The 18,476-nt window shown below is 65.5% G+C and carries 12 protein-coding genes; 7 read left to right on the forward strand and 5 right to left on the reverse strand.

Annotated elements, in window-relative coordinates:
* Nucleotides 1–3 precede the first annotated feature (3 nt).
* The 4 genes from AC1DKR_RS03295 to AC1DKR_RS03310 all read left to right on the forward strand — a co-directional run bounded on the left by AC1DKR_RS03295 (nucleotide 4) and on the right by AC1DKR_RS03310 (nucleotide 4,118).
* Nucleotides 4–1,371 carry an FAD-dependent oxidoreductase gene (locus AC1DKR_RS03295; protein ID WP_223495644.1) on the forward strand — a complete coding sequence of 456 codons (1,368 nt, stop codon included), beginning with the start codon at nucleotides 4–6 and terminating at the stop codon, nucleotides 1,369–1,371.
* On the forward strand, nucleotides 1,371–2,810 hold the full coding sequence (gene sbcB / locus AC1DKR_RS03300; RefSeq protein ID WP_312107246.1) for an exodeoxyribonuclease I: 1,440 nt from the start codon (nucleotides 1,371–1,373) through the stop codon (nucleotides 2,808–2,810). The genes AC1DKR_RS03295 and sbcB overlap by 1 nt, the downstream gene beginning before the upstream one ends.
* Nucleotides 2,807–3,493 (forward strand): DUF2461 domain-containing protein, encoded by a 687-nt coding sequence (locus AC1DKR_RS03305; protein WP_478031089.1) that lies wholly within the window; start codon nucleotides 2,807–2,809, stop codon nucleotides 3,491–3,493. The genes sbcB and AC1DKR_RS03305 overlap by 4 nt, the downstream gene beginning before the upstream one ends.
* Nucleotides 3,494–3,566: 73 nt before the next feature.
* Nucleotides 3,567–4,118, forward strand: a complete 552-nt coding sequence (locus AC1DKR_RS03310; protein WP_223495648.1) for a DUF2939 domain-containing protein — start codon at nucleotides 3,567–3,569, stop codon at nucleotides 4,116–4,118.
* Nucleotides 4,119–4,298: 180 nt separating this feature from the next.
* Here the strand turns inward: AC1DKR_RS03310 and AC1DKR_RS03315 are convergent, their stop codons facing one another.
* The 3 genes from AC1DKR_RS03315 to AC1DKR_RS03325 form a co-directional block, all read right to left on the reverse strand.
* Complete coding sequence (locus AC1DKR_RS03315) at nucleotides 4,299–5,243, reverse strand: 5'-nucleotidase (RefSeq protein WP_033831508.1); 945 nt, start codon at nucleotides 5,241–5,243, stop codon at nucleotides 4,299–4,301.
* A 46-nt stretch (nucleotides 5,244–5,289) separates the two neighbouring features.
* Nucleotides 5,290–6,063, reverse strand: coding sequence for an NAD kinase (locus AC1DKR_RS03320; protein ID WP_312786435.1), 774 nt, complete (start codon nucleotides 6,061–6,063; stop codon nucleotides 5,290–5,292).
* 193 nt (nucleotides 6,064–6,256) lie between these two features.
* Nucleotides 6,257–11,233 (reverse strand): NAD-glutamate dehydrogenase, encoded by a 4,977-nt coding sequence (locus AC1DKR_RS03325; RefSeq protein WP_478031091.1) that lies wholly within the window; start codon nucleotides 11,231–11,233, stop codon nucleotides 6,257–6,259.
* A 250-nt stretch (nucleotides 11,234–11,483) separates the two neighbouring features.
* Here AC1DKR_RS03325 and AC1DKR_RS03330 point away from each other — a divergent pair, with 250 nt between their 5' ends.
* Genes AC1DKR_RS03330 through AC1DKR_RS03340 form a run of 3 tightly spaced genes read left to right on the forward strand, consistent with a single transcriptional unit; the run spans nucleotide 11,484 to nucleotide 16,593 of the window.
* Nucleotides 11,484–12,140 carry a TetR/AcrR family transcriptional regulator gene (locus AC1DKR_RS03330; protein ID WP_025876846.1) on the forward strand — a complete coding sequence of 219 codons (657 nt, stop codon included), beginning with the start codon at nucleotides 11,484–11,486 and terminating at the stop codon, nucleotides 12,138–12,140.
* A complete protein-coding gene (locus AC1DKR_RS03335) occupies nucleotides 12,140–13,405 on the forward strand; it encodes an efflux RND transporter periplasmic adaptor subunit (protein WP_033831510.1) in 1,266 nt (421 codons plus the stop codon). The genes AC1DKR_RS03330 and AC1DKR_RS03335 overlap by 1 nt, the downstream gene beginning before the upstream one ends.
* A gap of 14 nt (nucleotides 13,406–13,419) precedes the next feature.
* Complete coding sequence (locus AC1DKR_RS03340; RefSeq protein WP_312110053.1) at nucleotides 13,420–16,593, forward strand: multidrug efflux RND transporter permease subunit; 3,174 nt, start codon at nucleotides 13,420–13,422, stop codon at nucleotides 16,591–16,593.
* Nucleotides 16,594–16,747: 154 nt separating this feature from the next.
* Here the strand turns inward: AC1DKR_RS03340 and AC1DKR_RS03345 are convergent, their stop codons facing one another.
* Both AC1DKR_RS03345 and AC1DKR_RS03350 read right to left on the reverse strand, forming a co-directional pair.
* Nucleotides 16,748–17,035: a hypothetical protein gene (locus AC1DKR_RS03345; RefSeq protein ID WP_223495653.1), complete on the reverse strand. Its 288-nt coding sequence runs from the start codon at nucleotides 17,033–17,035 to the stop codon at nucleotides 16,748–16,750.
* Nucleotides 17,036–17,180: 145 nt separating this feature from the next.
* Nucleotides 17,181–18,329, reverse strand: a complete 1,149-nt coding sequence (locus AC1DKR_RS03350; protein WP_394196555.1) for an acyl-CoA dehydrogenase family protein — start codon at nucleotides 18,327–18,329, stop codon at nucleotides 17,181–17,183.
* Between the last annotated feature and the right edge of the window lie 147 nt (nucleotides 18,330–18,476).

The raw sequence follows: 18,476 nt of genomic DNA on the forward strand, positions 1-18,476 counted from the left end.
TCGTTGATCGCACATGCATCCCGCTCGCTGAGCATTGTCGGCGCCGGCCTGGCCGGATCCCTGCTGGCCATCCTGCTGTCACGGCAGGGCTGGCGCATCACCCTGTACGAACGCCGTGGCGATCCGCGCATCGCCGATTACGAAAGCGGCCGTTCGATCAACCTGGCCCTGGCCGAGCGCGGGCGCAACGCGTTGCGCCAGGCCGGCGTGGAAGACGAAGTGATGGCGCGTGCGGTGATGATGCGCGGGCGCATGGTGCATCCGCGCGAGGGCGAGCCGCAGCTGCAGCGTTATGGTCGCGACGACAGCGAAGTGATCTGGTCGATCCATCGCAGCGACCTGAATACCACGCTGCTGGAACTGGCCGAGCAGGCCGGTGCCACCGTGCATTTCCACCGCCGCCTGCACACCGTCGATTTCGATGCCGGCTACGCACGATTCATCGATGATCGTGACGACAGCCCGCACGATATCCGCTTCGATACGCTGGTGGGTGCCGACGGCGCCGGCTCGGCGCTGCGTGCGGCGATGAACCGGCGCGAACCGCTGGGCGAGGACATTGCCTTCCTCGACCATTCCTACAAGGAACTGGAGATTCCGCCGAGCGACGATGGCGGCTTCCGCATCGAGCGCAATGCCCTGCACATCTGGCCGCGCGGCCGCTACATGTGCATCGCCCTGCCCAACCACGAGGGCACGTTCACCGTGACCCTGTTCCTGCCCAACCAGGGCGATCCGAGCTTCGCCACGGTCACCACCGGCGCCCAGGCCGAAGCACTGTTCGCGCGCGAGTTCGCCGATACCCTGCCGCTGATTCCCAACCTGCGTGCGGACTGGGAGCAGCATCCGCCGGGCCTGCTCGGTACGCTTACCTTGGAACGCTGGCACCAACAGGACCGCGCTGTGCTGATTGGCGATGCCGCGCACGCGATGGTGCCGTTCCACGGCCAGGGCATGAACTGTGCCTTCGAGGACTGCGTGTCGCTGGCCCGCCACCTGATGGCGGCGGACGACCTGCAGAGCGCCTTCGCCGCATTCGAGGCCGAGCGCAAGCCGAACGCGCGTGCGATCCAGCAGATGGCGTTGGAGAACTATCTGGAAATGCGCGACCGGGTGGCCGATCCGGCCTTCCTGCTGCAGCGTGAGCTGGAACAGGAACTGCAGCGGCGCTGGCCCACGCGCTTCGTCCCGCACTACACGATGGTGACCTTCCTGCACACGCCCTATGCCGAGGCACTGCGTCGCACCGACATCCAGCGCGAGATGCTGATCGCCGCCACTGCAGGCCACGATACCCTGGACAACATCGACTGGAACGCACTGGAGGCGCAGATCCATGCGCGGCTGCCGGTGCTGGAGGGCGCGCACTGATGGCCGACAGCTTCCTGTTCTACGACCTGGAAACCTTCGGCCAGGATCCACGTCGTACCCGTATCTCCCAGTACGCGGCAATCCGTACCGACAGCGACCTCAATGAGATCGACACGCCGGTCAGCTTCTTCGTTCGCCCGGCCGATGATCTGCTGCCATCGCCGATGGCGACGATGGTCACCGGCATCACTCCGCAGCAGGCGCTGGCTGAGGGCATCAGCGAAGCCGAGGCGTTCGATCGCATCAACGAGCAGCTCTCGCGCCCCGGCACCTGCGCGTTGGGCTACAACACCCTGCGCTTCGACGACGAGTTCATCCGCTACGGCCTGTTCCGCAACTTCCACGATCCGTACGAACGCGAGTGGCGCAACGGCAACTCGCGCTGGGACCTGCTGGACATGCTGCGGCTGATGCACGCCATCCGCCCGGACGGCATCCACTGGCCCAAGCGCGAGGACGGCGCCACCTCGTTCAAGCTGGAGCATCTGGCCGAGGCCAACGGCGTGCGCGAGGGCGATGCCCACGAAGCGCTGTCGGACGTGCGCGCGACGATCGGCATGGCGCGCCTGTTCAAGCAGTCGCAGCCGCGCCTGTGGGACTACGCGCTGAAGCTGCGCGACAAGCGTTTCGTCGGCAGCCTGCTCGACATCACCGCACTGAAGCCGGTGCTGCATATCTCGATGCGCTACCCGGCCAGCCGCCTGTGCGCGGCACCGGTGTTGCCGCTGGCGGTACATCCGACAATCAACAACCGGGTGATCGTGTTCGACCTCGACGGCGACATCGATGACCTGCTGGAACTGCCCGCCGAAGTGATCGCCCAGCGCCTGTACCTGCGTGCCAGCGAGTTGCCCGAAGGCGTCGCGCGGGTGCCGTTGAAGGAAGTGCACCTGAACAAGGTGCCAGCGCTGGTGGCCTGGAACCACCTGCGCGCCGATGACCACGCACGACTCGGGCTGGACGTGGCGGCGATCGAGGCCAAGGCCGAAAGACTGCGCGCGTTCGCACCGCAGCTGGCCGAGAAGGCGCGCCAGGTCTACAACCAGCCGCGTGCGGCGAGCGTCTCCGACGTGGACGCTTCGCTGTACGACGGCTTCCTCGGTGCCGGCGACAAGCCCCTGCTGGCACTGGCACGGACCACGCCACCGGAACAGCTGGCCGCACTGGAAGGCCGCTTCCGCGATCCGCGCCTGCCGGAACTGCTGTTCCGCTATCGCGCCCGCAATCATCCCGACAGCCTCGCACCGGAAGAACGCGAACGCTGGAAAGCCTATCGCCGCCAGCGCCTGTTCGGCGAGGAAGGCATGGGCGAACTCAACCTGACCCAGTACCAGCAGCAGCTGGATGCGCTGGCGGCCGAAGCACCCGACGACGCCCGCCGCGCCGCGCTGCTGCAATCGCTTCGCGACTGGGGCCAACACCTGCAGGAGGAGCTGTGAGCACCTATTTCTCCGATGCCAGTTTCAAGTTCCTGCGCAGCCTGGCGCTGCACAACGACAAGACCTGGTTCAACGACCATCGCCAGCAGTACGAAGACCACGTGCGGCAGCCGTTCCTGCGCCTGCTGGGCGACCTGCAACCGGCGCTGGCCGAGGTCAGCGGACACTTCCGCGCAGACACGCGTGGCGTGGGCGGCTCGCTGTTCCGCATCCACCGCGACGCGCGTTTCTCCAACGACAAATCGCCGTACAAGACCTGGCAGGGCGCGCGCCTGTTCCATGAGCGTCGCCGCGAAGTGGCCGCGCCCTCGTTCTACGTGCACCTGCAGCCGGGCGAGAGCTTCGTCGGTGCCGGGCTGTGGCATCCCGAACCGGAAACCCAGCGCCGCGTCCGCCACTTCATCCTCGACAACCCGGGCAGCTGGAAGGCGGCTGCGCACGCACTGGCGCTGCGCAGGCGTTTCGACTTCGAGGAAACCGAGAAGCTGGTGCGCCCACCGCGCGGCTTCCCGGCTGACTTCGAGTTCATTGATGACCTCAAGCACCGCAACTGGGTGATGTGGCGTTCGCTGGACGATGCCACGATGACCGGCCCGCGCCTGCTGTCCACGCTCGGCAAGGACCTGGCGGCGTTGGGCCCGTTCGTCGACTACCTGTGCGCTGCGCTCGATCTGGAGTTCTGACCGGCGCCGGTGGCATTGCTGGGATCACCCGCCGTTCACCACCGGCAGCCGTACTTGCGGCAGGCTGTGCACCATGAAGAAGCTCATTGGCGCCCTCGTTCTGCTGATCGCTGTGGTGGCCGCCTGGTGGTTCGGCGGCCCCTACCTGACCGTGCATGGCCTGTCCAAGGCCATCGAACAACGGGACACCGCCCGTCTGGAGCGCTACGTGGACTTCCCACGCGTGCGTACCAGCCTGCGCGCCCAGCTCAATGATTACCTGGTGCGCCAGGCCGGCCCCGAGGTGGCTGCCAGTCCCTTCGGCGCGCTGCTGTACGGGTTGGGTGACCAGCTGGGTGGCGCCGCGGTGGACACGATGGTCACGCCCACCGGAATCGGCGCGATGTTGCAGGGCCACGTGCTGTGGAAGCGCGGCCGCAACGAACTGCAGGGCGGCGAGGCCTTGGGTGCAACCGAGCCGGCGCGACCGCTGAAGAACGCCGAACACCACTTCGAAGCCCTGGACCGCTTCGTGGTCGACGTCGATCGCGGCCCCGGCCAGCCGCCGTTGAAAGTAGTGCTGGAACCGCAGGGCCTGCGCTGGAAGGTGGTGGACCTGCAGTTGGGGATGTCAGGCACTCCGTAAGCGGTATGCCCACCTTTGAGGACACTGATACAAACGACTGCCAACCAAGGTTGGCAACTACCGGGATATGACGCTCTGGTAGCTGCCCACCTCGGTGGGCGCTGCTCTGGTAGATGCCCACCTTGGTGGGCACCGATACAAAGAAGTGCCAACCAAGGTGGGCATCTACCGGGGCAAGCATCACCCCTCGTTGGCGACACCATGCGGCACATGGCCGGCAGCCACGTGTTCACGCGCACTGTCGATGTTGTGCTGCGAATCGTCAAAGAAGATATCGGCACCGAACGCCTGCAGGAACGGGCCCTTGTGTCGACCGCCAAGGAACAGCGCCTCGTCCAGGCGCACGCCCCATTCGCGCAGGGTGCGGATCACCCGCTCATGCGCCGGTGCCGACCGCGCAGTCACCAGCGCCGTGCGGATGGGCGCGCTGTCGCCGGCCGGGAACACTTCCTGCAACGTGTGCAGCGCAGAGAGGAAACCGCGGAACGGACCGCCACTGAGTGGCTCGCGCGCACGCTCGCGTTCGTGCCGGCCGAAGGCTTCCACGCCCTGCTCGCGCGAGATGCGTTCGCTCTCGTCCCCGAAGATCACCGCATCACCATCGAACGCGATGCGCAGCTGCCCGGCCGGGCGGGTGATGTCGATCTGGTCGGCGGCAGCAGCAGCGGTCTCGCCCGGTGGCTTGGGCAGGATGGTTGCCGCGGCGATGCCGTGGCGCAGCGCGCTGCGCACCGATTCCGGATTGGCCGACAGGAACAGGTCGGTACCGAATGGCTTCACGTACGGCCAGGTCGGCTCGCCGGCGGTGAAGGTCGCGCGGATGATGCCCAACCCGTAGTGCTGGATGGAATTGAAGATGCGCAGGCCGGTATCGGCCGAGTTGCGCGACAGCAGGATCACTTCCACGCGCGGGTTCTCGGGGCTGGCGCCCTGGTTCAGCGCCAGCAGCTTGCGCACCACCGGGAAAGCTACGCCCGGCCCGAGGATGTCGTCCTCGTGCTGGCGCTGGTACTCGGCATAGGCGGCCACGCCATCGCTTTCGAACAGCGCATGGCTTTCTTCCAGGTCGAACAGCGCACGCGAGGTCACCGCGACGGTCAGCAAACGGGGGGAGTTGTCGCCCATCGGTGGGGTCCTTCAAGCGGTCGGCAGTGCCGGCCGCCTATTGTCGTCAAAAAACGAACTGTTCGCTCAGGATCCGGTCTTCAAGGTTGTGCTCCGGGTCGAACAGCAGGGTCACCCGGTGCTCGCGCGACTCGCGGATCGTCACTTCGACCACATCGCGGGTCTCGTGCGAATCGGCGGTGACGCTGACCGGACGCTTGTACGGATCGAGCACGCGGAAGCGCACTTCGGTGTCGGCCTTGAGGATGGCGCCGCGCCAGCGCCGCGGACGATACGGGGCCAGCGGCGTCAGGGCGATGGTGTGCGAGCCCAGCGGCAGCACCGGCCCATGCGCGGAGTAGTTGTAGGCGGTGCTTCCGGCCGGGGTGGCCACCAGCACGCCATCACCGATCAGTTCGCCCACCCGCTCCTGGCCATTGAGGTCGATGCCGATATGCGCCGCCTGCCGGGTCTGGCGCAGCAGCGAGACGTCGTTGTAGGCGAGCGATCCGGTGGTTGTGCCCGATTCGGTCAGCGCCATCATTTCCAGCGGGCGCAGGTGGGCCGGCTCGGCACGGGCGATACGCGCGTGCACGTCGTCGTCGCCACGGTACTGGTTCATGAGGAAACCCACCGTGCCCAGCTTCATACCGAATACCGGCCTGCCCAAGTGTCCGTGACGATGCAGGGTCTGCAGCATGAAGCCATCGCCGCCCAGCGGGCACAGCACATCGGCCTGGTCCGGGGCGTGGTCGCCATAGCGCGAGACCATCGCTGCGCGTGCCATCTGTGCAGGTTCGGTGGTACTGGCCAGGAAAGCGATGCGGGGGGTGTTGCTCATCGGTGGATCCGGGTGGGTGTGCCAGCAAGAGCATACCCGGTAGTGCCGGCCGCTGGCCGGCAACCGCCTATCTGCGGAGAGGCCCAAGAGGTTGCCGGCCAGCGGCCGGAGCTACCCCCAAAACAAGAACGGCCCCGCTTTCGCGGGGCCGTTCCGGTTCACGCATGCCAGGCGTGGCCTGGCACTACATCACTTACGCGCCGTGGGCAGCGAGCTGACCCAGGCGCTGCACCGCGACCGAAACGGTCGGGTAGTCCAGGGTCTTCTGCTCGGCCAGTTCGGCCAGCATCGCCAAGGTGAAGCGCAGGCTGCTGTCGTCACGACCGATCCACGCGGCCACCTTGGCTTCAGCGGTGCTGCCCTTGGTGGCCAGCACCTGACCGGCCAGGCTGCGGTGGTGTGCAGCCAGCTCGTCGCGCAACACGCCACGGGCCACGGCGTGCCAGCGGCCATTGACCTCCAGCGCGTCGATCTGCTCGAACAGCCAGGGCAGCTGCAGGGCATCGCCCAGGCGGAAGTGGATCTTGGACACATCCACCGGCTTCAGCTTGCGGGTACGGGCCAGTTCGATGATGTCGAACGCCGGTTCCAGGAAGTGCAGTTCGGCCAGCTGCTGTGCCAGCGCCGACGGCAGGCCCTTTTCCTTCCACTCGGCCACCAGGGCTTCGTAGGTCGGACGCTGCGAATCCGGCAGCACACCCGAAGCAACACGGATGTCGTTGAACGGACCCTGGTAGCGGTTGACCGCCTCGGTGATGCCCGGCATCGGGCCCGGGCGCGACAGCAGCCAACGCACGAACGAACGCTGCAGCTTCCAGATCACTTCCAGCGCGTCGATCTGTACCGACTCCGGAAGGGTGCCGTCGAGGGCGTCGATCTGCGCCCACAGCGCGCGTGCATCCAGCGTTTCGCGGCTGATGGTGTAGGCCTTGGCGACCTCGGCAATGGAACGGCCGGTGTCTTCCTGCATGCGCATCAGGAAGGTAGCGCCCATGCGGTTGATGGTCTGGTTGGTCACGGCCGTGGCGATGATTTCACGCTTCAGGCGGTGACGCTCCATCGCGTCGGCGTACTTCTTCTGCAGTGGCGTCGGGAAGTAACGCTGCAGTTCCTTGGACAGGTACGGATCTTCCGGGATGTCCGAATCCAGCAGCTGGGCGAACGCCACCAGCTTGGAATAGGACAGCAGCACCGACAGTTCCGGACGGGTCAGGCCCTGGCCGCGTGCCTTGCGCTGGGACAGCTCGGCATCGGACGGCAGGAACTCGATCTGGCGATCCAGCAGGCCCTGCTGTTCCAGGGTACGGATGAAGTGCTGCTTGGAACCCAAGCGCTTGACCGCCATCCGCTCCATCAGGCTCAGGGCCTGGTTCTGGCGGTAGTTGTCGTTGAGCACCAGTGCGGCGACTTCATCGGTCATCGATGCCAGCAGCTTGTTGCGCTGCTCGACGGTCAGCTTCTTGGCCCGCACCACATCGTTGAGCAGGATCTTGATGTTGACTTCATGGTCGGAGGTATCCACACCGGCCGAGTTGTCGATGAAGTCGGTGTTGAGCAGCACGCCAGCCTGGGCGGCTTCGATGCGGCCCAGCTGGGTCATGCCCAGGTTGCCGCCCTCGCCCACCACCTTGCAGCGCAGCTCGCCACCGTTCACGCGCAGGGCGTTGTTGGCGCGGTCGCCGACATCGCTGTGCTGCTCGCTGGCGGCCTTGACGTAGGTACCGATGCCGCCGTTCCACAGCAGGTCGACCGGCGCCTTCAGGATGGCGCTCATCAGATCGTTCGGCGACAGCGCCTTGACGCTGTCGTCCAGACCCAGCACCTCACGCACCTGCGGGGTGATCTCGATCGACTTCAGGCTGCGCGGATACACGCCGCCGCCCTTGCTGATCAGCTTGGCGTCGTAATCCGCCCAGCTCGAACGCGGCACGGTGAACAGACGCTCACGTTCGACGAACGTGGTCGCTGCATCCGGGTTCGGGTCCAGGAAGATGTGGCGGTGGTCGAACGCAGCGACCAGGCGGATGTGGCGCGACAGCAGCATGCCGTTGCCGAACACGTCGCCGGACATGTCGCCGACGCCAACCGCGGTGAAGTCCTGGGTCTGGCTGTCACGGCCCAGTGCACGGAAGTGGCGCTTGACCGACTCCCACGCGCCGCGCGCGGTGATACCCATGCCCTTGTGGTCGTAACCGACCGAACCGCCGGAGGCGAACGCATCGCCCATCCAGAAGCCGTGCGCGATGGCCAGGCCGTTGGCGATGTCGGAGAAGGTCGCGGTGCCCTTGTCGGCGGCCACCACCAGGTACGGATCGTCCATGTCATGGCGCACGACATCCACCGGCGGCACGATCTTGTTGTTGACGATGTTGTCGGTGATGTCCAGCAGGCCCTGGATGAACAGCTTGTAGCAGGCCACGCCGTTGGCGAAGATCGCGTCGCGATCGCCGTTCACCGGCGGCATCTTGGCGAAGAAGCCGCCCTTCGCACCGACCGGCACGATGACGGTGTTCTTGACCATCTGCGCCTTGACCAGGCCCAGCACTTCGGTGCGGAAATCTTCGCGGCGATCCGACCAGCGCAGGCCGCCACGGGCGACGGCACCGAAGCGCAGGTGGGTACCTTCCACGCGCGGGCCGTACACGAAGATTTCGCGGTACGGGCGCGGCTTGGGCAGGTCCGGCACCAAGGCCGAATCAAACTTGAAGCTGATGACATGGCCGTGCTGGCCGTTGGCATCGGTCTGGTAGTAGCTGGTGCGCAGGGTCGCATCGATCACGCCCATGAAGGAACGCAGGATGCGGTCCTCGTCCAGGCTGGACACGCGGTCCATCAGCTTCAGCAGCGCTTCGCGCGCGGCCTGCATCTGCGCATCGCGGTCACCCTTGCGGGCGTCGACCACGGTCTTGAGCACCTTCAGGGTGGCCTCGTCGCCGGCAGCCAGCACGTCGAGGTGGGCCTTCAGCTGCGCCTGACCGGTGGCGATGTCTTCCTTGCTTTCATGACCGGTGGCCGGATCGAAGCGGGCTTCGAACAGCTCGACCAGCAGGCGTGCCAGCAGCGGGTAGCGGGTGAAGGTACCTTCGACGTAAGCCTGCGAGAACGGCACGCCGGTCTGCAGCAGGTACTTGCAGTAGCCGCGCAGCATGGCGACCTGGCGCCAGTGCAGGCCGGCAGCCAGCACCAGGCGGTTGAAGCCATCGTTCTCGGCATCGCCGTGCCAGACGCGGGCAAAGGTCTCACCGAAGGCTTCATCGACGCTGGCCGCATCGATCGCACCGGCAGTCGACTCGACCTCGAAGTCCTGCACGTACACCGGCGCGTTGTCCACCGACAGGCGGTACGGGCGCTCGGCGATCACGCGCAGGCCCATGTTTTCCATCATCGGCAGCGCGTCCGACAGCGGGATGTCATCCAGCTGGCGATACAGCTTCAGGCGCAGGCCATCGCCGGATTCGCGCGGCACGGCCTGCAGGCTCAGGCGCAGGTCGTCCGGACCGGTCAGCGCATCGAGCTGGCTGACATCGTTGGCGGCAACGGCGGTGCTGTTGTCTTCGATGTAACCGGCCGGCAGTGCCTTGCCGATACGCGCAGCGATGCGCAGGCCTTCGGCTTCGCCATGGCGGGTGACCAGCGCTTCGCGCAGGTCGTCCTGCCAGTTACGCAGCACCTGGGCCAGCTTCTGCTCCAGTTCGGCGGTGTCGACGTCAAGCATTTCGCCCGGCTTCGGACGCACGATCAGGTGCACCTGGGCCAGCGGCGATTCACCCAGCACCACCGAGCTGTCCACGTACTCGCCGTGCAGCGCTTCCTTGAGCATCGCTTCGATGCGCAGGCGCACGTCGGTGTTGAAACGCTCGCGCGGCAGGTAGACCAGCGCGGAAATGAAACGGCTGTACTTGTCGCGGCGCAGGAACAGGCGGCTGCGCACACGCTCCTGCAGGCCCAGCACGCCCATTGCGGTGCGGAACAGTTCGTCCTCGCTGGACTGGAACAGTTCTTCACGCGGCAGGGTTTCCAGGATGTGGCGCAGGGCCTTGCCGCTATGGCTGGAGCCAGCCAGGCCGGACTGCTTCATCACGTGCTCGTAGCGCTGGCGCACCAGCGGGATTTCCCACGGGCGGCGGCTGTAGGCGCTGGAAGTAAACAGGCCGAGGAAGCGCTGTTCGCCGATGATCTTGCCCTTGGCGTCGAATTCCAGCACGCCGATGTAGTCCATGTAACCGGCACGATGCACGCGCGAACGGGCGTTGGTCTTGGTCAGGATCAGCGCGTCCTTCAGCCCGGACGTGGTGTTCAGGCCCTGCGCGGCCAAGGTCTTGACCGGACGTGCAGCGGACTTGTCCTTGCCGCGCATCAGGCCCAGGCCGGTGTCGTTCAGCGGCGCCAGCACGTCTTCCTTGCCCTGCTTCTCGACGCGGTACTCGCGGTAGCCGAAGAAGGTGAAGTGGTTGTCGGCGGCCCAGCGCAGGAATTCCTGTGCTTCCTTGCGCGAGGCAGCGTCGACAGGCAGCTGGCGGCTGCCGAGGTCGTCGGCCAGCGCCAGCGCCTTGTCCTGCATCGGCTGCCAGTCGCGTACGATGGCGCGCACTTCATCCAGCGCCTTGTTGATGGCCTGCTCGATGTCTGCCATGGCTTCGGCCGGCTGGCGGTCGATCTCCAGCAGCATCACCGATTCCAGCTGGCCCTCGCCGACCTTGGTCAGCTTGCCGGCCTTGTCACGGGTGAAATGCAGCACCGGGTGGCCCAGCACATGCACGCCCACGCCATGCTCGGCCAGCGACATGGTCACGGTGTCGACCAGGAACGGCATGTCGTCGTTGATGATCTGCAGCACGGTGTGCGGCGATTCCCAACCGTTGGCCTTCGCCGTCGGATTGAACACGCGGACATTGGCCTTGCCCGATTTGCGAGCGCGGGCAAATTCCAGCGTTTCGGCGGCAAGCGCGGCCCATTCCTCAGCGCTGTGATGGGGGAACTCGTCGGCCTCCATGCGCTTGTAGAAGCTGGAGGCAAATGCCACTGCCTCGGCCTGGGCGGCCGCGGGGTAACGCTTGCGCAAGGCCGTGTACACCGGCTCCAGGGAGAAACCAGCGGTCACTGCGACCTCCGACTCAACTGGTTTGCTTTTGTTTTTCACGGTCTTGGCTGCGGTTTTTTGCGGTTTCATGGCAGAGCGGCGCGCTTGCTCAGTTGGGAAAATGAAATTGTAGCCCTACCGCACGAAAAGGCCTTGCTGCAGGACGGAATAACCAGATTCGGGTTTGCTGCGGTTTAGACGCCCTATTCAGTTCGCACCGGTATGGGCGTCGCAGTCGCACAGCGTTGCCGACAGGATCGGCAAAACGTGTTACCGGAAGACACATGCGGCAACATCGGCGCGATTCCACAATCCTGAACTGGACGGTATAGTCCACCGCGTGAATCCGGCCTACCTTCCTGTCGCCCTCGACGCGCGTGATGAGCGCGTGTTCGATGCCGTGCGCGAACTGCTTGCCCAACAGGGCATGCAGATGAGCATGGACGCGGTTGCCCAGCACGCCGGGTGTTCAAAGCAGACGCTGTACTCGCGTTACGGCAACAAGCAGGCCCTGCTGCGGCGGGTGATGCAGCGCCACGTCGGTCACGCGACCGGCGCCATGCTGCGTGCACTCCGCGGTGACGACCTGCGTGGCAGCCTGCTCCAGTTCGCCACCGACTTCCTGGAGCACTTCAACCAGCCCCACGTCGGTCAGGCCTGCCGCCTGATCGCCGCCGATGCAGCACAGTTTCCCGAAGAGGCGCGTACGCTGTACCGGCATGGCGCCGGCGCGTTGACGCTTCATCTTGCTGAATGGATTGAAACCGTTTGCAGTCGCGGGCTGCTGCGGCATGACGACCCGCACTTCATGGCCGAACTGCTGCTGAGCATGATTGCCGGTCAGGATTTCGACAAACAGCGCTTCCATACCCCCCATCGTGATGACGCAGCGTTGCGTCGGCGCTGGGCAGAGTTCTCCGTCGATGGCTTCCTGCGCGCGTTCGCGCCGCAGCCCTCGCCGGCCCCGTCTTCAAACCAACCCCGGAGTTCCTCCTGATGACCGCCCCACTCCGCACCCTTGCCTTGACGTGCGCCGTTGCTGTCGCCGTAGCTGCCTGCAAGAAGCCGGAACAGCCGACGCCCCCACCGCCGGAGGTGGGCGTGATCGACGCCAAGCCGCAGACCTTGCCGCTGCAGCGCGAGCTGGTCGGTCGCCTGTCGCCTTTCCGCAGCGCCGATGTGCGCGCCCGCGTGCCCGGCGTGCTGCTCAAGCGCGTCTATCAGGAAGGCAGCGAGGTCAAGCAGGGCCAGACTCTGTTCCTGATCGACCCGGCACCGCTGCGCGCCTCGCTCAACGCCTCCGAGGCCCAGCTGGCTTCGGCCCGCGCGACCTACGCCAACGCCAAGGTCGCCGCTGACCGTGCCCGTTCGCTGGCGCCGCAGAAGTTCGTGTCCAAGGCCGACCTGGACAACGCCGAGTCGGCCGAGCGCACCGCGCTGGCTGCGGTCAAGCAGGCCGAAGCCACCGTCACGTCCTCGCGCATCAGCCTGGGCTACACCGAAGTCACCGCCCCGATCAGTGGCGTGGCCAACAAGCAGCAGGTCACCGAAGGCGCGCTGGTGGGCCAGGGCGATGTGACCCTGTTGACCACCGTGGACCAGCTCGACCCGCTGTACGTGAACTTCTCGCTGAGCGTGGATGAACTGACCCAGCTGCGTGCGCAGCAGGCCAAGGGCACCTTGGCCCTGTCCGGCGACGGCAAGGCCACGGTCAACGTCAAGCTGGCCGACGGCAGCACCTACAGCGAGCCGGGCACGCTGGACTTCTCCTCGACCACGGTCGACCCGGCCACCGGCGCGGTGTCGCTGCGCGCGGTGCTGCCGAACCCGCAGAAGATCCTGCTGCCGGGCGCCTTCGTCAGCTTCCAGGCCAACCTGGGCGAGCGCAACAACGCCTATCTGGTGCCGCAGCAGGCCCTGCTGCGTGACACCACCGGCGGCTATGTGATGGTGGTGGGCGCAGACGGCAAGGTCGTCCGCAAGAACGTCAAGACCGACGGCGCGCAGAACGGCAACTGGCTGGTCAGCGAGGGCCTGGCTGCCGGTGACAAGGTGGTCGTCGCCGGCGTGCAGAAGGTCAAGGAGGGTACGCCGGCCACGGCCAAGCCGTGGACCCCGGGCCAGGACGCCAACGGCAAGCCTGCCGCCGGCGGTGCTGCTCCGGGCGCGCCTGCCGCAGCTCCGGCCGACGCCAAGGCACCGGCCAAGGCTGACCAGGCCGACAAGGCCGAGCCGGCCGCCACCGAATCGAACAAGCAGTAACGGGACATTCCGTCATGCCTAAATTTTTCATCGAACATCCAGTCTTCGCCTGGGTGGTGGCGATCCTGATCTCGCTCAGCGGCGTGATCGCGATCCTCAACCTCGGCGTGGAGTCCTACCCCAACATCGCCCCGCCGCAGGTGACCGTCTCGGCCACCTACCCGGGCGCAAGTGCGGATACCACGGAGAAATCGGTCACCCAGGTGATCGAGCAGCAGCTGACCGGTATCGATCACCTGCTGTACTTCAGCTCCTCGTCCGCGTCCAACGGCCGCGCCTCGATCACCCTGACCTTCGAGACCGGTACCGATCCGGATATCGCCCAGGTGCAGGTGCAGAACAAGGTCTCGCTGGCCACGCCGCGACTGCCTTCGGAAGTCACCCAGCAGGGCGTGGTGGTGGCCAAGGCCAACGCTGGCTTCCTGATGGTGGTGGCCCTGCAGTCCGATACGCCGACCATCAACCGTGACGCACTGAACGACATCGTCGGTTCGCGCGTGCTCGACCAGGTCTCGCGCATCCCCGGCGTCGGCAGCACCCAGCAGTTCGGTTCCGAGTACGCCATGAACATCTGGCTCAACCCGGAAAAGATGCAGGGCTATGGTCTGTCGGCCAGCCAGGTGCTGGCGGCGGTACGCGCGCAGAACGTGCAGTTCGCCGCCGGCGCGCTGGGCTCCGACCCGTCGCCGGAAGGCCAGCACTTCACCGCCACGGTGTCGGCCGAAGGCCGCTTCAGCTCGCCGCAGGAGTTCGAGAACATCATCCTGCGCGCCAATGCCGATGGCTCGCGCGTACTGCTGAAGGACATCGCCCGCGTTGCCTTCGGTGCCAACAACTACGGCTTTGATACCCAGTACAACGGCAAGCCCACCGGTGCCTTCGCCATCCAGCTGCTGCCGGGCGCCAACGCCCTGAACGTGGCCGAAGCCGTGCGCGGCAAGATGGACGAGCTGCAGCCCAGCTTCCCGGCCGGCGTCACCTGGTTCTCGCCGTATGACAGCACCACCTTCGTCAAGATCTCGATCCAGGAAGTGGTCAAGACCCTGTTCGAAGCGGTGTTGCTGGTGTTCCTGGTGATGCTGATCTTCCTGCAGAACTTCCGCGCCACCCTGATCCCCACGCTGGTGATCCCGGTAGCGCTGCTGGGTACGTTCCTGGGCATGTGGATGATCGGCTTCACGATCAACCAGCTGACCCTGTTCGCGATGGTGCTGGCAATCGGCATCGTGGTCGATGACGCGATCGTGGTGATCGAGAACGTCGAACGCATCATGACCGAGGAAGGCCTCGCGCCGAAGCCCGCCACGCAGAAAGCGATGACCCAGATCACCGGCGCGGTGGTGGCCATCACCGTCGTACTGGCGGCGGTGTTCATCCCCTCGGCCCTGCAGGGCGGTGCGGCCGGTGAGATCTACAAGCAGTTCGCCCTGACCATCGCCATCTCGATGGCGTTCTCGGCGTTCCTGGCACTGGGCTTCACCCCGGCGCTGTGCGCGACGTTCCTCAAGCCGACGCACAACGACAACCCGAACATCATCTACCGCACCTTCAACAAGTACTACGACAAGATCAGCCACACCTATGTGGGCCACATCACCTCCGCGGTGCGCCATGCACCGCGCTGGATGATCCTGTTCGTGGTGCTGACCGCGCTGTGCGGTTTCCTGTTCACCCGCATGCCGGGCAGCTTCCTGCCTGAGGAAGACCAGGGCTATGCACTGGCGATCGTGCAGTTGCCGCCGGGCTCGACCAAGAGCCAGACCAACGAAGCGTTCGCCCAGATGCGCGGCATCCTGGAAAAGCAGGATGGCTATGAAGGCATGCTGCAGGTGGCCGGCTTCAGCTTCGTCGGCTCCGGCGAGAACGTGGGCATGGGCTTCATCCGCCTGAAGCCGTGGGAAGAGCGCAAGTTCACTGCTCCGGAATTCATCCAGAACATGAACGGCGCGTTCTACGGCATCAAGGAAGCGCAGATCTTCGTGGTCAACCTGCCGACCGTGCAGGGCCTCGGCCAGTTCGGTGGCTTCGACATGTGGCTGCAGGACCGTAGTGGTGCCGGTTACGAGCAGCTGACCCAGGCCCGCAACATCCTGCTCGGCCAGGCCGCGCAGAAGCCGGACCACCTGGTGGGCGTGCGCCCGAACGGCCTGGAAAACGCCCCGCAGCTGCAGCTGCACGTGGACCGCGTGCAGGCGCAGTCGATGGGCATGTCGGTGTCGGACGTGTACAGCACCATCCAGCTGATGCTGGCCCCGGTGTACGTCAACGACTTCTTCTACGAAGGCCGCATCAAGCGCGTGACCATGCAGGCTGATGGTCCGTACCGCACCGGCCAGGAATCGCTGAAGAGCTTCTACAGCCCGTCCAGCCTGACCACCAATGCCGATGGCACCAACGCGATGATTCCGTTGAGCACGGTGGTCAAGTCCGAATGGGTCTCGGCACCGCCGTCGCTGAGCCGCTACAACGGCTACTCGGCGATCAACATCGTCGGCTCGCAGGCACCGGGCACCAGCTCGGGTGAAGCGATGCAGACCATGGAAGGCATCGTCAACGACGACCTGCCCGCGGGCTTCGGCTACGACTGGTCCGGCCTGTCCTACCAGGAAATCCTGGCAGGCAACGCCGCGACGCTGCTGCTGGTGCTGTCCATCGTGGTGGTGTTCCTGTGCCTGGCCGCGCTGTATGAAAGCTGGTCGATCCCGGTGGCGGTGCTGCTGGTGGTACCGCTCGGCGTGCTGGGCGCACTCGCCCTGTCGATGATGCGCGGCCTGCCGAACGATCTGTTCTTCAAGATCGGCCTGATCACGGTGATCGGCCTGGCCGCGAAGAACGCGATCCTGATCGTGGAGTTCGCGGTGGAGCAGCGTGCGGCGGGCAAGACCCTGCGCGATGCCACCATCGAAGCGGCGCGCCTGCGATTCCGCCCGATCCTGATGACGTCCTTCGCGTTCATCATGGGCGTCATCCCGATGGCGATCTCCACCGGTGCCGGCGCCAACTCGCGCCACGCCATCGGCACCGGCGTGATCGGCGGCATGCTGTTCGCCACCCTGCTCGGCCTGCTGATGATCCCGGTGTTCTTCGTGGTGGTGCGCCGCATGCTGGGCGACAAGCTGGATGAACCGTCGAAGGAATTCCTCGGCCGCCAGCGTGATGCGGAAAGCGCCCACCGCCCGGATCGTTGATCCGACGGTAAGTTGAAACGAGAAAGGCCCCGGAGCGATCCGGGGCCTTTTTCTTTGCTGCTTTTGAATCCATGCCAACCAAGGTTGGCATCTACCAAAGCAGCGGCATGCCCGGTAGCCGCCAACCTTGGTTGGCGCTCTCCAAGGCGACGTGTCAGCGCAGCAGCGCGATCACGGCGCACACCGCCACGAGAACCAGCGCGGCCCATTGCATGGGCACGAAGAAGAAATGATGGGGTGCGGCCTCACCCTTATGCCGCGGCGCACGGTTAAGCCACAGGCCCAGCAGCACGTTCACTGCCGCACCGATGCCACCACCCAGCAGCACCTGCTGCAGCGGGATGTTGCCCTTGGGGCCGTCGTGCGGGAAAAAGTACGCCAGCAACAGGATGCCTGCGATCGGCGTCACCAGCGTCATGAAGCCCCAGCCGCGGTAGATCATGCGGTATCTCCAGAAAAACGATCCGCATTGGAGCAGCATGAATCCTGACAGGCAAGAGGCGGGCACGCCATCTGGACACAACGCCATCCACGCATGGCGTGGATCTACTGCCGCGCCGCCATTGCAGCGGCGCGGCACGGGAAAATCAACGCAGACCGGTTTCGTTGCGGGCGATCACCAGGCGCTGGATCTCCGAGGTGCCTTCGTAGATCTCGGTGATCTTGGCATCACGGAAGTAGCGCTCCAGCGGCATTTCCTTGGAATAGCCCATGCCGCCATGGATCTGTACGGCCTGGTGGGTGATCCACATTGCCGCTTCCGAAGCGGTCAGCTTGGCGATGGCCGCCTCGTTGCTGAAGCGCTTGCCCTCGCCCTTCACCCATGCAGCACGCAGGGTCAGCAGCAGCGCCGCATCCAGCTTGCACTTCATGTCGGCAATCTTCGCCTGGGTCATCTGGAACGTACCGATGGCCGCACCGAAGGCCTTGCGGTCCTTCACGTACTCCAGGGTCGCCTCATAGGCGGCACGGGCGATGCCGATCGCCTGCGAGGCGATGCCGATGCGGCCGGCGTCGAGCACGCCCATGGCGATCTTGAAGCCCTCGCCTTCCTGGCCGAGCACGTCTTCGGCCTGCGCCACGTAATCGTTGAACTCGATCTCGCAGGTGGCCGAGGCACGGATGCCCAGCTTCGGTTCGGTCTTGCCGCGGCCGAATCCGGCCTTGTCGGTGTCGATCATGAACGCGGTGATGCCACGCGCGCCCTTGTCCGGCTCGCTCATCGCGAACAGCACGATGTACTTGGCCACCGGGCCGGAAGTGATCCAGCTCTTCTTGCCATTGATGACATAGCTGCCGTCGGCCTGCTTGACCGCGCGGCAACGCATCGCAGTCGCGTCCGAGCCCGACTGCGGCTCGGTCAGCGCGAATGCACCGATGGCCTCGCCTTCGGCGATGGCGCGCACGTACTTCTGCTTCTGCGCTTCGCTGCCATGGGTCAGGATGCCGTTGCAGAACAGCGAATTGTTGACCGACATGATGGTCGAATGCGCAGCATCACCGGCGGCGACCTCCACCATCGCCAGCACGTACGCGATCGGGTCCATGCCCGCGCCACCGTATTCGGTCGGCACTTCGATGCCCATCAGGCCGTTCTCGCCCAGCAGGCGGATATTGTCCAGCGGGAACTCACCCGTACGGTCATGGTGCTCCGCGCTCGGGGCGATCTTTTCCTGCGCGATGCGACGCGCCACGTCCTGCAGCATCAACTGCTCTTCGGTAAAGCTGAAATCCACAACACCCTCCCGGGTACATGATGTTATGGGCCGCGCAGCGCGCGCCCAGGTGCCCCGATTGTACCGGGGCCGGGCATCGGCGGCTGACTCGCGGGGAGCCGCGACTTGACCGGAAGAGGGCTGGTCGGCGAATATATCTCTATATCG

Source organism: Stenotrophomonas sp. 01N47 (genome assembly GCF_056399165.1).

Coding starts and splice junctions, on each gene's coding strand:
- sbcB (WP_312107246.1), top strand. CDS start 1,371: ATGGCCGACAGCTTCCTGTTCTACGACCTGGAAACCTTCGGCCAGGAT.
- AC1DKR_RS03320 (WP_312786435.1), bottom strand. CDS start 6,063: ATGAGCAACACCCCCCGCATCGCTTTCCTGGCCAGTACCACCGAACCT.
- AC1DKR_RS03310 (WP_223495648.1), top strand. CDS start 3,567: ATGAAGAAGCTCATTGGCGCCCTCGTTCTGCTGATCGCTGTGGTGGCC.
- AC1DKR_RS03340 (WP_312110053.1), top strand. CDS start 13,420: ATGCCTAAATTTTTCATCGAACATCCAGTCTTCGCCTGGGTGGTGGCG.
- AC1DKR_RS03325 (WP_478031091.1), bottom strand. CDS start 11,233: ATGAAACCGCAAAAAACCGCAGCCAAGACCGTGAAAAACAAAAGCAAA.
- AC1DKR_RS03315 (WP_033831508.1), bottom strand. CDS start 5,243: ATGGGCGACAACTCCCCCCGTTTGCTGACCGTCGCGGTGACCTCGCGT.
- AC1DKR_RS03335 (WP_033831510.1), top strand. CDS start 12,140: ATGACCGCCCCACTCCGCACCCTTGCCTTGACGTGCGCCGTTGCTGTC.
- AC1DKR_RS03345 (WP_223495653.1), bottom strand. CDS start 17,035: ATGATCTACCGCGGCTGGGGCTTCATGACGCTGGTGACGCCGATCGCA.